This is a genomic window from Micromonospora sp. WMMC250 (assembly GCF_027460215.1).
GTDB classification, from domain to species: Bacteria; Actinomycetota; Actinomycetes; order Mycobacteriales; family Micromonosporaceae; genus Micromonospora; species Micromonospora taraxaci.
Genome location: NZ_JAPZBJ010000002.1, coordinates 6,546,784 through 6,559,437, shown reverse-complemented (window position 1 = coordinate 6,559,437; position 12,654 = coordinate 6,546,784). Strand labels below are relative to the sequence as shown.

Annotated in this window: 14 protein-coding genes and 1 riboswitch; of the genes, 12 read left to right on the top strand and 2 right to left on the bottom strand. The window is 71.9% G+C overall.

Annotated elements, in window-relative coordinates; translation table 11 throughout:
* Nucleotides 1-144 precede the first annotated feature (144 nt).
* From O3438_RS29870 to O3438_RS29850, 5 genes are all read left to right on the top strand, one after another.
* A complete protein-coding gene (locus O3438_RS29870) occupies nucleotides 145-1,092 on the top strand; it encodes an alpha/beta fold hydrolase (RefSeq protein WP_269682898.1) in 948 nt (315 codons plus the stop codon).
* Nucleotides 1,093-1,200: 108 nt separating this feature from the next.
* Nucleotides 1,201-3,318: a HelD family protein gene (locus O3438_RS29865; protein ID WP_269682897.1), complete on the top strand. Its 2,118-nt coding sequence runs from the start codon at nucleotides 1,201-1,203 to the stop codon at nucleotides 3,316-3,318.
* Between the two features lie 106 nt (nucleotides 3,319-3,424).
* The gene (locus tag O3438_RS29860) at nucleotides 3,425-4,342 is read left to right on the top strand and encodes a cation diffusion facilitator family transporter (RefSeq protein ID WP_269682896.1); all 918 of its coding nucleotides are present in this window, start codon (nucleotides 3,425-3,427) and stop codon (nucleotides 4,340-4,342) included.
* Between the two features lie 113 nt (nucleotides 4,343-4,455).
* Nucleotides 4,456-4,587: riboswitch (cyclic di-AMP (ydaO/yuaA leader) on the top strand.
* A 4-nt stretch (nucleotides 4,588-4,591) separates the two neighbouring features.
* Entirely contained in the window at nucleotides 4,592-5,656 is a 1,065-nt protein-coding gene (locus O3438_RS29855; RefSeq protein WP_442929675.1) for a coiled-coil domain-containing protein, read from the top strand.
* Nucleotides 5,657-5,773: 117 nt separating this feature from the next.
* Nucleotides 5,774-6,289, top strand: coding sequence for a hypothetical protein (locus O3438_RS29850; protein ID WP_269682895.1), 516 nt, complete (start codon nucleotides 5,774-5,776; stop codon nucleotides 6,287-6,289).
* 154 nt (nucleotides 6,290-6,443) lie between these two features.
* On the opposite strand, the gene O3438_RS29845 is transcribed toward O3438_RS29850, so the two are convergent.
* Complete coding sequence (locus O3438_RS29845; RefSeq protein WP_269682894.1) at nucleotides 6,444-6,911, bottom strand: SRPBCC family protein; 468 nt, start codon at nucleotides 6,909-6,911, stop codon at nucleotides 6,444-6,446.
* Between the two features lie 182 nt (nucleotides 6,912-7,093).
* Between O3438_RS29845 and O3438_RS29840 the strand changes: the two genes are divergently transcribed.
* Both O3438_RS29840 and surE read left to right on the top strand, forming a co-directional pair.
* Nucleotides 7,094-8,056, top strand: a complete 963-nt coding sequence (locus tag O3438_RS29840) for a PfkB family carbohydrate kinase (protein WP_269683798.1) — start codon at nucleotides 7,094-7,096, stop codon at nucleotides 8,054-8,056.
* Nucleotides 8,053-8,880, top strand: a complete 828-nt coding sequence (gene surE / locus O3438_RS29835; RefSeq protein ID WP_269682893.1) for a 5'/3'-nucleotidase SurE — start codon at nucleotides 8,053-8,055, stop codon at nucleotides 8,878-8,880. The genes O3438_RS29840 and surE overlap by 4 nt, the downstream gene beginning before the upstream one ends.
* Nucleotides 8,881-8,897: 17 nt before the next feature.
* On the opposite strand, the gene O3438_RS29830 is transcribed toward surE, so the two are convergent.
* Nucleotides 8,898-9,260: an STAS domain-containing protein gene (locus O3438_RS29830; protein ID WP_030330302.1), complete on the bottom strand. Its 363-nt coding sequence runs from the start codon at nucleotides 9,258-9,260 to the stop codon at nucleotides 8,898-8,900.
* A 388-nt stretch (nucleotides 9,261-9,648) separates the two neighbouring features.
* Between O3438_RS29830 and O3438_RS29825 the strand changes: the two genes are divergently transcribed.
* The 5 genes from O3438_RS29825 to O3438_RS29805 all read left to right on the top strand — a co-directional run bounded on the left by O3438_RS29825 (nucleotide 9,649) and on the right by O3438_RS29805 (nucleotide 12,645).
* Nucleotides 9,649-9,789, top strand: a complete 141-nt coding sequence (locus tag O3438_RS29825) for a hypothetical protein (RefSeq protein WP_269682892.1) — start codon at nucleotides 9,649-9,651, stop codon at nucleotides 9,787-9,789.
* A 128-nt stretch (nucleotides 9,790-9,917) separates the two neighbouring features.
* Nucleotides 9,918-10,316, top strand: a complete 399-nt coding sequence (locus O3438_RS29820) for a hypothetical protein (RefSeq protein ID WP_269682891.1) — start codon at nucleotides 9,918-9,920, stop codon at nucleotides 10,314-10,316.
* A gap of 487 nt (nucleotides 10,317-10,803) precedes the next feature.
* Nucleotides 10,804-11,490: a BON domain-containing protein gene (locus tag O3438_RS29815; RefSeq protein WP_269682890.1), complete on the top strand. Its 687-nt coding sequence runs from the start codon at nucleotides 10,804-10,806 to the stop codon at nucleotides 11,488-11,490.
* Nucleotides 11,491-11,602: 112 nt separating this feature from the next.
* Complete coding sequence (locus O3438_RS29810; protein ID WP_269682889.1) at nucleotides 11,603-12,100, top strand: redoxin domain-containing protein; 498 nt, start codon at nucleotides 11,603-11,605, stop codon at nucleotides 12,098-12,100.
* Nucleotides 12,097-12,645: a DsbA family protein gene (locus O3438_RS29805; protein ID WP_269682888.1), complete on the top strand. Its 549-nt coding sequence runs from the start codon at nucleotides 12,097-12,099 to the stop codon at nucleotides 12,643-12,645. Before O3438_RS29810 ends, O3438_RS29805 begins: the two co-directional genes overlap by 4 nt.
* Nucleotides 12,646-12,654 lie beyond the last annotated feature (9 nt).

Genomic DNA, 12,654 nt, shown 5'->3' with positions numbered 1-12,654 from the left:
TTCAGCTTGGTCTCCCGCCGACGACCACGGGCGAGGTCGGGAATGTTCGCCCCGACGCGATTGGCGTGGTCTCATGACGGGTAGCCGGTGTTACCGCCGGGTATCCCGGTGCTGGTGGTGCTGGGCGGCCCTGGGGAGGTGGCGATGCCGGAGCGGTTCGAGGTGAGAATGCCGGACGGCGTACGGCTCAACGTCGAGGTGACGGGGCCGGCGGACGCCCAGGTGACAGTCGTCCTGCTGCACGGCTGGACGCTGGACGGGCGCGCCTGGCACCGGCAGGTGGCCGCACTCGGCACGGCGCCGGTCGGCGGGGCGGTGCGGGTGGTCACCTACGACGCGCGGGGGCACGGCCATTCCAGCTGCATGGCGCTGCCCACCGCCACAGTGGCCCAGCTCGGCGACGACCTGGCCACGGTGATCGACACGGTGGCGCCGACCGGGCCCGTCGTCCTGGTCGGGCACTCGATGGGCGGCATGACGATCATGGAGTACGCCCACCGCCACCCCGCGCACTTCGCCGCCCGTACCTGCGGGCTGGTCTTCGTCTCGACCACCGCGGAGGGGCACACGCACACCGTCTACGGCCTCTCGCCGCGGATCGCCCGACTGATCCGGCTGGCCGAGACGACGGGTGCCGGGGTGTTGGCCCGATGCGGCTCCTGGCGTGCGCCCCGGGCTCTGCTGAACGCGTTGCGACCGAGCATCCGCTGGATGCTCTTCGGCGACCGCTGCGACCCGTCCGATCTCCGCCTGGTGACCTCGGCGGTGGCTCGTGCCTCGCTGCGCTCGATCGGCGGGTTCCGCGCCTCCATCGGCGCCCAGCACCGCCTGGACACCCTCGCCGCGCTGGCTCACCTGCCGGCCGCCGCTCTGGTCGGCGACCGGGACCGGCTGACCCCACCGCCGTGCGCCGAGTCGATCGCGGCGGCCCTGCCGGCCACCGAGCTGACCATCTGCCCTGGTGCCGGGCACATGCTGATGATGGAGCGCCCGGACGAGGTCACCGCCGCGCTCACCGGTGTCCTGCGTCGGGTGCTCGCCGAACCGCCGCCCCACAGCCTCGACGCGACCCCCGCCGGGACCGGCGTCTGACCACGTTCTCGCACCTCGGGCGCGGCGGGCCGGGCGCGGGGCCGTACCCTTCTGCGGTTGGCCTGCGCGGTTCCCGCCGCCTGCCGGCGACAGTCGAAGGAGCGTGCGTTGACCGACCAGACCGGCCTGGAGCAGGAGATCGCCGTCGAGCAACGCCACCTCGACCGGGTGTACGCCCGGTTGGCCGAACTGCGGCGGTCGGCGGTCCGCGCCGAGCGCGACGGCTACCGGATGGCTCGGGTGGGCACGCACGGCGCGCTGGTGGAGCGCGACGCGATGGTCTTCCACGCGGCACAGCGGCGGCACACGCTGGACGCCGAGCACGAGGGGCTCGTCTTCGGCCGACTGGACCTACGCGACCGTCAGGTGCTGCACGTCGGGCGGCTCGGCATCCGGGACGAGGACGCCACCACGCTGGTCGTGGACTGGCGGGCGCCGGCGGCCGCCGCCTTCTACCAGGCCACCCCGGCGCAGCCGCTGGACGTGGTGCGTCGCCGCACGATCCAGTCCCGCGCCGAACGGGTCACCCGCATCGAGGACGACCTGCTGGATCCGACCGCCGCCCCGGAGGGGATGACGGTCGTCGGCGACGGAGCGCTGCTGGCCACCCTGTCCAAGGCCACCGGCCGGGGCATGCGGGACATCGTGGCGACCATCCAGCGCGAGCAGGACGAGGCGATCCGTTCGCCCGGTTCCGGGGTGACGATCGTCGCCGGCGGCCCCGGCACCGGCAAGACCGCCGTCGCCCTGCACCGAGCCGCGTTCCTGCTCTACTCCGACCGCAGCCGGTACGCGGGCGGCGGCATCCTGGTGGTGGGCCCGTCGTCGGTGTTCGTGGAGTACATCGGCTCGGTGCTGCCGTCGCTCGGCGAGGACACCGCGACCCTGCACTCGTTGGGCACCCTCTTCCCGGGGATGAGCGCCACCCGCACCGACCCACCCCAGGTGGCGGCGGTGAAGGGTTCGCTGCGGATGCGTCGGGTGCTGGAGCGGGCGGCCCGCGACGCGGTGCCGGGCGGCCCGGGTGAGCTGCGGCTGCTGTACCGGGGCACGCTGCTGCGGCTGGACCGGACGACGCTGGACCGGATCCGGGACCGCGCGCTGCACCGGGGCGCCCGACGCAACGAGGTGCGCCGGGCCGGCTTCGACGGGGTGTTCGCCGCGCTCTGGGCGCAGGCCCGAGAGGTGGGCGTCACCCGACTGCCGGAACAGCGGGCCTTCGAGGCGGAGATCGCCGAGCGGTCGGAGTTCCGGGAGTTCCTCAAGGCGTGGTGGCCTCGTCTGCACCCTCGGCACGTGCTCGGCTGGCTGGCTCAGCCGGACCGGCTGCGCCGGTACGCCGGGGGGATCCTCTCCAACGCGGAGATCCGGCTGCTCACCACCGCGTACCGGGATCTGGACTCGACCGGGCTGACCATCGCCGACATCGCGCTGCTGGACGAGTTGGACGCGCTGCTCGGCAAGCCGGTGCAGCCGGCCCGGGCCCGTCGCGACCCGTTCCAGCTGGCTGGCGGCGTACGCGAGCTGAGCACCGCCGCCGACCGGCAGCGGGCCGCCCGCGCGGCGGCCCGGGAGCGCCCGGAGGACTACCGGGACTACGCGCACGTGGTGGTCGACGAGGCGCAGGACGTCTCGCCGATGCAGTGGCGGATGATCGGCCGTCGTGGTCGGCTGGCCTCCTGGACGGTGGTGGGTGACCCGGCGCAGACCGCGTGGACCGGCGATCCCGACGAGTTGGACCGGGCCCGGGACCAGGCGTTGGGCCGGCGCAAGCGGCACGACTTCACGCTCACCACCAACTACCGCAACTCCTCGGAGATCTTCGCGGTGGCGGCGGCGGAGATCCGTCGGCTCTACCCGGACCTGCCGCTGCCGACCGCCGTCCGGTCCACCGGCGTCGATCCGGTCGAGCTGGTGGTGCCGGCGACGGGGTTGGAGACCGCGACCGTGAAGGCCGCCGCCGACCTGCTGGCCGAGGTGGAGGGCACGGTCGGCGTGATCACGCCGGTGCCGCGTCGCGACGAGGTCGCCGGCTGGCTGGACGCGCTGGACGCGCCGAGGTTGCAGGTGGTCACCAGCCTGGAGGCCAAGGGCATGGAGTACGACGGAGTCGTGCTGGTCGCCCCGAGCGAGATCCGGGCGGATCCGGGTGCCGGGGTACGCACCCTGTACGTGGCGCTGTCCCGGGCCACCCAGCGACTCACCACCATCGACCCGACCGGCTGATCTGCGCGAGCGACCGCCGGCGGGAGGCGCGACCCGCACACTTGCACACATTGCGATGTGAACATACATTGGACCGGACCTCGGACGGCGGCGGAAGGTAGTTCACGTGGGCGCAGGTCATGACCACCACCACGGATCCGTCGCCAATGCCGCACACCAACACCGGGGTCGACTCTGGGCGGCATTCGGGCTGCTCGCCACCCTGATGGTGGTCGAGGCGGTCACCGCCCTGCACACCGGGTCACTCGCCCTGCTCTCCGACGCCGGACACATGTTCACCGACGTGCTCGGCATCGGCATGGCGCTCGCCGCGATCACCGCGACCCGGCGCGCCACCGGCGACCCGCAGCGCACCTTCGGGCTCTACCGACTCGAGGTGCTCGCCGCACTGGCCAACGCCGTCCTGCTCTCCGGCGTCGCGGTCTACGTGGTGATCGAGGCGATCCGCCGCTTCGGCGACCCGCACGAGGTCATCACCGGTCCGATGCTCGTGGTGGCCGTCCTCGGCCTGCTCGCCAACATCGTCGCCTTCGCCCTCCTGCGCGCCGGCGCGCGGGAGAGCATCAACATCCAGGGTGCCTACCTGGAGGTCCTCGGCGACCTGCTCGGCTCGGTCGGCGTGATCGGCGCGGCACTGCTCATCACCGTCACCGACTGGTGGTGGGCCGACCCGCTGGTCGCCGTCGCCATCGGTGTGTTCATCCTGCCGCGCACCTGGCGGCTGGCCCGGGCAGCCATCCGCATCCTGGTGCAGGCCGCACCGGAACACCTCCAGGTGACCGCCGTGCACGACCGGCTGGCTGCGGTCCCCGGCGTGGTCGAGGTGCACGACCTGCACGTCTGGACGCTCACCTCGGGCATGGACGTGGCCTCCGCACACCTCACCATGGAGCCGGGCGCAGAGGTCGGCGCGGTGCTCACCGCCGCGCGTACGGCCCTGCACGACGACTTCCGGATCGAGCACGCGACGTTGCAGATCGAGCCGGGCGCCGCCTCCGGGGCGTGCGGCTCGATCGAGTGGTGAGGGTGAGTTCCCCGTGCTGACGTACTCACCGTCCGTCACATTCGCTGCAGCCGCCCCACCGGTACCGGTAGGCTCTGTCCCGGCCGCCACCAGGCGGCGCCTCCCGGCGCCGGTGGTGGTCGTCGCCTAATCGCCCACACGGGCGAACCGGGGAACCACGTTCCTGGGGTGCATCCGCGTCAGCGGTAGGGATCTTCCGTCCCGAACCCGTCAGCTAACCCGGTCGGCGGCTGACGGAAGGAATGCGCAGTGGCACCAGCACGACCACCTGCCGCCCGACTGGCGGCCCTGATCGTCGCGATGCTCGCTCTCGGCGTCGCGCTCCCGGCCGGCACCGCCTCGGCCGCTCCCCCAACCGGCCAGCGGGCCGCCGCACCCGACTCCGACGAAGAGGGCGGCACCCCGGCACTCCGCGCCCAGCTCGAGGCCGCCAGCAAGGGCTACCTGGACGCGAAACGCGCCCTGGACACCTCCGTGCAGCGGCAGCAGCAGCTCACCACCCAACTGAAGACCATCGAGGTCGAACTCGACCAGCGCAGCGGCAAGGTCGGCGAGATCGCCGGCGTCGCGTACCGCACCGGCCGCCTCAGCACCATCTCGGCGCTGCTCAACAGCAACACCCCGGAAGGCTTCATGGACCGGGCCGCCTCCCTGGACGCGGTGGCCGCCAACGAGGACCGGGTGCTGCGCGACCTCCTCACCACCAAGGACCAGGCCAACCGCACCCGCGCCGCCCTGGACGGTGAGATCAACGAGCAACGCAAACAGGTCGCGGTGATGGCCAAGCGCAAGGAGCAGGCCGAGCGGGCCCTGGCCGTCGCCACCACCCCGAAACCACAGACCACCGCCGACACGGGCTCCAACCGGGGCACCTCCACCAGCAACGCGAAGGCCGCGCCGCGCAACTCCGACGGCTCCTGGCCGAAGGAGTCGTGCAGCGTCGACGACCCCACGCCGGCCAGCGGCTGCATCACCCCGCGCACCCTGCACGCGCTCAACCAGGCCAAGGCCGCGGGCTTCACCCGGTACGTCTCCTGCCACCGCAACGGCGGCTCGGGCGAACACCCGAAGGGCCGAGCCTGCGACTTCGCCGCGCAGAAGGGCGGCTTCGGCGGGGACGCCACCGGCGGGGACAAGACGTACGGCAACAACCTGGCGGCGTACTTCATCCGCAACGCCGACCGGCTCGCCGTGCTGTACGTGATCTGGTACCGGCAGATCTGGCTGCCCAGCAGCGGGTGGAAGTCGTACAGCGGGGCGGGCGGCGACCCGTCCAGCGACCACACCAACCACGTACACCTGTCGGTCTACTGACCGCTCGTGGCCGGCGCCCCCGTCGAGGGGCACCGGCCACGGCTACGTCGCGGGACGTACACCCGATGTCGCCGGTCGTCGGACGACCCGGCAACGAGCGGCGGGCAGCATCGCGGTATGCCTCGGATCCCACCCACCGCCCGCAAGGCACTGCTCACCCTGCACCTGATCACCTCGCTGGGCTGGCTCGGCACGGACCTGGTGCTGCTCACCCTCGGCATCGCCGTACAGCGGGGCGCCGACCCGGCCGTCTTCTACCCGGTCGGCGCGCTGGTCGGCACCGTCCTGTTCGCACCGCTGAGCGTCCTGGTCTGGCTGATCGGTGTCGTCAGCGCGCTGCTCACCCCGTGGGGCCTCCTGCGCTACCGGTGGGTGCTGGTCAAACTCGTGATCACCACGGTGATGGTCGGGCTGGTGCTGTTCCTGCTCACCCCGAATCTGCGGCACGCCGGAGCGCTGGGCACCGCCCTGCCCGCACGCGATCGCGCCGACCTGGTGATCGCGCCCGCGGTGTCGACCACCCTCATGATCATCGCGACGGTGCTGTCCACCTACAAGCCGTGGGGCCGCCGGCAGGCCGCCCGAACGACCACCGCGAGCAGAGCGCGCACGTCGGTGCCCACGCCGCCATGATCGTCGCCCCCGGCCGGGACGACGCCCAACGGCGGCCACGCCGCCCATGATCGCGCTGCAACCACGATGTAGTGGTCTCCTGCGCGCCGTCAGACCACTACATCCATGATCGAGCGTGACCTTGCGAGCTCTGGGCGCGGCGCGGGGTGCCGGGTCAGGCGGCGGGTGGGGGGTCGTCGGCGCGTTCCAGGGCCGGCCCCAGTCGGGTGGCCAGGGCGAGGTGGGCGGCACGGGCCTGACGGAACGCGTAGCGGAACAGGGGGGCCGGCGCGGTCAGGGTGATCTCGACGTCGATCCGGACCAGGCCGTCCGGCTCGGGGCGCAGTCGGGTGTGGTTTCGCACGGTGGTGGCCGGCCACTGACGGGCCACCATGACGATCTCGTCATCCTCGTTGATCAGCACGTCCGCGTGGTACGTGGTCGTGAAGCGCAGCGGGCCGACCGCCAGACGGTCGTTGATCGTGTAACTCGCCTGCGCACCAGGTCGGGGCGGCAGTCGACGGACCTGGACGATCAGCGGGTGCAGTTCGCCCTGCCGGGTCAGGTCGCTGAGCATCGCCGCCGCGTGGGCCGGTGAACACCGGGCCTGGACGGTGTAGCTGAAGGTATCGCTCTTGAGCACACCGTCTCCCGCCGTCGATGGTCGCACGATCGTCCCGTACCGATGTCTGGCTGGCAACGCCCGGCGGAGGAACCCGGGGACGACAGGACAGGAGGCTACTATTTGTCGCATTAGTGATGAATTACCCAAACATGTTGGGGGCGGACATCATGAACGGCGACGATCCGGTGAACGGGCACGTGATGGTCTTCGCGCCCACACCACAGCTGACTGTGACCCTGGACCAGCCCAACGAGCACCCCGAGTTGCACCTGCACCCCGGCGGGCAGGGCGTCTGGCAGGCCCGGATGGTGATGTCGCTCGGTGTCGACGTGGTGCTCTGCGCCGCCCTCGGCGGCGAGATCGGCCAGGTGCTGGAGCCCCTGCTGGTCAGTGAGGGCGTCGACCTGAAGGTGGTGGTCCGTGACTCCGGCAACGGCGGGTACGTGCACGACCGCCGGGGCGGGTCCCGGCAGGAGATCGCCGACGTACCCGGGCAGCCGTTGAGCCGACACGAGCTCGACGAGCTGTACAACCTGGCCCTCGGCGAGGGCCTGAGGGCCGCTGTGAGCATTCTGAGCGGGCCGAACGCGCCGTGGCTCGTCCCCGCCGACCTGTACCGGCGTTTCGCGGCGGACCTTGGCGCCAACGGTGGTCGGGTCGTGGTCGACCTCTCCGGCGATCATCTCGGCGCGGTGCTGGAGAGCGGCGTGTTCTTCCTCAAGGTGAGCCACGAGGAGTTGATCCGCGACGGCCGCGCGCGCACCGACGATAGCGTCGAACTGACCCGGGCCATGTACGAGCTGCACGCGGCCGGCGCAGAGACGGTGGTGGTGAGCCGGGCCGACCAGCCGGCGCTCGCGCTCATCGACGGAGAGTTGTTCGAGGTCGAGATGCCCCGACTGGAGGCCGCCGACCCGCGTGGCGCGGGCGACTCGATGACCGCCGGGGTGGCCGCCATCGTGGCCGGCGGCGGAGACATCCGGACCGCCATCCGGACCGGTGCCGCGGCCGGCGCGCTCAACGTGACCCGGCACGGCCTGGGCACCGGACGGCTCGACTCGATCACCGGCCTGGTGGACCGGGTCCGACTGGTGCCTGCGGACAGCCGGCCACAGGAGCGGACCACCCCCGACGAACTGGCCGACCGGGTGGTCGACCGATGACAGTGCGGGTCTTGATCACCAACGACGACGGGATAGCCGCGCCCGGCATCCAGGCCCTGGCCTGGGAGGCCGTGCAGCGGGGCCTGGACGTGGTGGTCGCCGCGCCGCTGGAGGAGGCGAGCGGCACGAGCGCCGCGATGAGTGCCATGGAACGGGACGGGAGGGTCGTCGTGAACGACCACCCGCTACCGGACCTGGCGGGAGTGCCGGCGTACGGAGTCGGCGGCTCCCCCGGCTTCATCACGCTGATCGCCCTGCACGGCGCGTTCGGCCCACCGCCGTCGGTGGTGCTCTCCGGCATCAACAGGGGCGCCAACGCCGGCCGGGCCGTGCTGCACTCGGGGACGGTGGGGGCCGCGTTCACCGCCGCCACGAACGGGTGCCGCGCGATGGCGGTCTCCCTCGACGTGCTCTCCGCTGGTGAGGCGACGGCGGCGAGCGGCGGCGCCGCAGTGGATGCCGCAGCCCGGGTACGGGATGCCGAGCGGCACTGGAGCACCGCCGCGCGGGTCGCCCTTGATCTTCTTCCCCGGTTGCGATCGGCGCCGTTGGAGAGCGTGCTGAACGTGAACGCGCCGGACCTGCCGCACGGGCGGTTGCGCGGAGTGCGTCGCGGCGCGCTGGCCAGCTTCGGCCAGGTGCAGATGACGGTGGCCGAATCCGGTCACGGCTTCGTGCGTACCTCGTTGGAGGAGCCGGGGCAGGCCGCGCAGCCCGGCACGGACGTGGCGTTACTGGCCGCCGGGTACGCGTCGGTGACGGCCATCCGGGCGGTCACCGAAGCGACCGACGTCGACCTGACCGGGCTGGACGAGCAGACCTGACGTGGTGTCGGGCCCGCTCAGGCGCCGGGCAGCACCTCGGGGGTGGCGGCACCGGCGAAGTAGGGCTCGGGGGCACCGAACAGGCCGAGCAGGCCGGTCACCCACAGCTGCCGGTGCACGAACCGGCTCGGCTCGGTGACCACCAGCTTGACGTCGCTGACCTCGGCCGTCTGGAAGCCGGCGACCATGGCGCTGATGCCGACGGAGTCGATGAAGGTGACCAGCCTCATGTTGAGCTCGATGCGCAGGGGCCGACCTTTGGCCAGCACCTCCGCGATCGCTTCGCGCACCTCGTACGCTGTGTCGACGTCGATCTCGCCCCGCGGGGCGATCTCCACGACACCACCGGACAGAACCGACTTCACGATCGACAGGCTCACGCGAGCACCTCCACCCGCCCGTCCCCCGGGCGCCTCATCAGTACGCGGGCCGCGACCGAGAGTATTCCTCCAACGGCCTCGGTCGCCACCCCTCGGGATGAGCAATTCGCGGATCCGAGCCAACAAAGCGGCCCATATCCGTACTTTTCAGTATCTGATTACTCAACACTTTTCGTTATCTGCGCCTCGTTGATCAGTCATGACCGACGCGTCGCCGGACCAGGGTAGCCGTCCGGGCCCGGCACGCCGGACAACCGCCCCATGACGTACGCCCGTCCCGCGTGCCACCGGCGTGTCGTCCGCACCCGACCACCCCGATCGGCGCCCGTGGTTGCCGTTCCGTCCTAGCATCAGGCCGGGACACCCACCGTGACGGAGAGGACCTTCAATGATCAAGCGGCTTGCGGGGTTGGCCGGCGTCGGCATACTGCTCGCCCTCGTACTGGCCTGCGGTTTCGGCGGAGGCGACGACGATGACGACGATGACGACGACTTCGCGCGGGGCGTTGCCGCAGTGGCGGTGCGATGAGGTTCCGGTGTGCCGGGTTTGCGCTCGGACGACCGTGGGCACTGGCGGTGTAGGCGAACCGTGACGCGCTGAACAGACGCCGAAGTCCGAAGTGGCCGGCGGCTTCGGCACCCGAGGAGGTAACCACGATGTTCGGAACCAACCTGCTGGACCGCCGCAGCAAGCCGGAGCGAATCGCGGACCAGGCCTGGGAGCACCTGCTCTCGGCCGTCAGCTCCGCCGGAGACAGTGTGCGGGACACCGCACGGTCGGCCCGTCGCAACAGCGGCGACCTCGCCGACGGTGCCGGTGACCTGGTGGGCTCCGCCGCCGAAGAGGCGCGACGCCGCGCCTCGCTGGCCTTCGACGCGCTGGCCGGTCGCCAGCCGGCTCTGCCCTGGACACTGCTGATCGGCGCAGCGCTCGTCGGCGCGGCGGTCGGCTGGGCCGTGGGTTCCGCCGCGCGGGCCGCCGGCAGCCGGGACAACTCATCCGTCGACGACGTGGAGTTCGTCGACGTCGACCGTCCCAACTCGCCTGCGGTCTGAGCACACGCTTCCGTACCCCCGGGCCCCGTTCGACGTCTGTCGAACGGGGCCCGTACCGCTGGGGCGGTACGGGGTGGGGCCGGTCCGCCGGGTGCCGGACCCCTCAGGCGGCCCGGCGGACCGGTGCTCGGGTGGTGGTGATGGTGGTGGTGGGGCATACCCCGGGGGACGGGGTCGACCGGCCGGGAGCGTCGTGGCCCGGGGGACGAGCACGACGACGGGGACGGAGCTGCCCTGGCTCCACCACCCGACGCGACGGCTTCCGCGATCGAGGAACGCGATTACCGTAACCGAAATGCACTCGTGATGGAAGCGCTCCCACGGATGAAACAGTCATCATGTCACCCCGTCCGGGCGAGGACGGTTCACCCGGAGCTGCGGCAGGTTCGACGTCGGCGGGCCTCCGGCTGCACGTCGCCGCCCGGTTAGTCACCGAAGCGCTGCACGTCGCCGCCCGGTTCGCCACCGGAGCACGGGAGGAGGACAGATGGCCATCGCGGAGATCAGCCGCACCGACCAGGACATCCAGTCCGCCGTACTCGACGAGCTGACCTGGGAACCGCGGGTGCAGCCGCACGAGATCGGCGTGACCGTCGCCGAAGGCGTCGTCACGCTGACCGGCCGGGTGGACAGCTACGCGAAGAAGTGGGCCGCCGAACGCGCCGCGCACCGGGTCGCCCAGGTTCGGGCTGTCGCCAACGACGTGGCCGTGCAACTGGCCACCGGCGCGGAGCGCACCGACCCCGACCTGGCCGCCGCCGCCAGCCACGCCTTGGAGTGGGACGCGTTCGTACCCGTCGAGAAACTCCAGGTCACCGTCTCGAGCGGCTGGGTGACGCTGCACGGCGACGTCGAGTGGGAGTACCAGCGCCGCGCTGCCGAACGGGCGGTCGGCCGACTGACCGGCGTACGCGGGGTGAGCAACGGCATCGCCGTCCAACCGGCCGCCGCGCCGGACGGTCGGAACCTGGCCGACCGGATCGTCGACGCCCTCGCCCGAGCCGGGGCGACCGAAGCCGAACGGATCACCGTCCGGGTGCACGGCGACACGGCGGTGCTCGCCGGGTTGGTGCACTCGATGCCCGAGCGGGCCGAGGTCGAGCAGGTGGCGTGGTCCGCACCAGGTATCCGTGAGGTGCAGAACCACATCGCCGTCGCCCCGGGGCTGCGGTGAGCGAGCGCCACGCGCGGCGCTGAGCACGCTGCCTCAGCGCCGCGCCGAGCGGACACGGAACCACCCGGGGCGGGTGAGTCCGCCTCACCCACCCCGGGAGCAGGCTGGGGGCATGAGTGATCCGAACGGGCTGATCCAACCGGGGCACGCCGCGCCCGACTTCACCCTTCCGGCCACCCCGGCCGGGGACCCGACGGGGCCCGAGCAGTTCCGCGGCCGACCGGTGGTGCTCGCCTTCTACCCCGCCGACTGGAGCCCGGTCTGCGGTGACCAGATGTCGCTCTACCAGTCGGCGGCACCCGTCTTCGCGCAGTACGAGGCTGTCGTGCTCGGCATCTCGGTGGACAGCATCTGGTCGCACCGAGCTTTCGCGGAGAGCCGGGGCATCGAGTTCCCCCTGCTGGCCGACTTCGAGCCCAAGGGCGAGGTGGCCCGTGCCTACGGCGCGTACCAACCGCGCGGCGAGGCCGCCCGCGCGCTCGTGGTGCTCGACCCGGCCGGCACGGTGACCTGGAGCCACCTCTCGCCGCCCGACGTGAACCCGGGCGCGGACGGCATCTTCGACGCGCTGGACCAACTCGCCGCCGACCGGAAGGTGACGACCGGATGACCACGCCACTGCAGGTCACCGCCCGACTTCGGGACCCGGTGACCACCGAGGACCACATCCGCGGGCCGGCCGACGCGGCGGTCACCGTCGTCGAGTACGGCGACTTCCAGTGCCAGTTCTGCGGTGCCGCGTACCCGAACCTGCACGAGTTGCTGCGGCAACGGGCCGACACCGTCCGGCTGGTCTACCGGTACTTCCCGATCGCCAACGTGCACCCGTACGCCGAACGGGCCGCCGAGACGGCCGAGGCCGCCGGGGTGCGGGGCCGGTTCTGGGAGATGCACGACTGGCTCTACGAGCACCAGGACCAGCTCGACCCGGTGCACCTCTCGCTCGGTGTCGAGCAGGTCGGGTTGCCACCGGACGAGTTGAACGCCGAGGTGGAGAGCCGTGCGCACGCGGACCGTGTACGCCGCGACTTCGTGGGCGGCATCCGGAGCGGGGTGAACGGCACCCCGACCCTGTTCGTCAACGGTGTCCGACACGACGGCGGCTACGACCTGGCCGACCTGTTGACGGCCGTGGACTCCGCCGGCGACGCCTGACCACCGAAC

What these genes read in the sequence shown, in the direction of transcription:
- O3438_RS29815 (WP_269682890.1), top strand. Translation starts at nt 10,804, where the DNA reads ATGGCCATCGCGGAGATCAGCCGCACCGACCAGGACATCCAGTCCGCC.
- O3438_RS29820 (WP_269682891.1), top strand. Translation starts at nt 9,918, where the DNA reads ATGTTCGGAACCAACCTGCTGGACCGCCGCAGCAAGCCGGAGCGAATC.
- O3438_RS29870 (WP_269682898.1), top strand. Translation starts at nt 145, where the DNA reads ATGCCGGAGCGGTTCGAGGTGAGAATGCCGGACGGCGTACGGCTCAAC.
- O3438_RS29805 (WP_269682888.1), top strand. Translation starts at nt 12,097, where the DNA reads ATGACCACGCCACTGCAGGTCACCGCCCGACTTCGGGACCCGGTGACC.
- O3438_RS29825 (WP_269682892.1), top strand. Translation starts at nt 9,649, where the DNA reads ATGATCAAGCGGCTTGCGGGGTTGGCCGGCGTCGGCATACTGCTCGCC.
- O3438_RS29840 (WP_269683798.1), top strand. Translation starts at nt 7,094, where the DNA reads ATGGTCTTCGCGCCCACACCACAGCTGACTGTGACCCTGGACCAGCCC.
- O3438_RS29810 (WP_269682889.1), top strand. Translation starts at nt 11,603, where the DNA reads ATGAGTGATCCGAACGGGCTGATCCAACCGGGGCACGCCGCGCCCGAC.
- O3438_RS29850 (WP_269682895.1), top strand. Translation starts at nt 5,774, where the DNA reads ATGCCTCGGATCCCACCCACCGCCCGCAAGGCACTGCTCACCCTGCAC.
- surE (WP_269682893.1), top strand. Translation starts at nt 8,053, where the DNA reads ATGACAGTGCGGGTCTTGATCACCAACGACGACGGGATAGCCGCGCCC.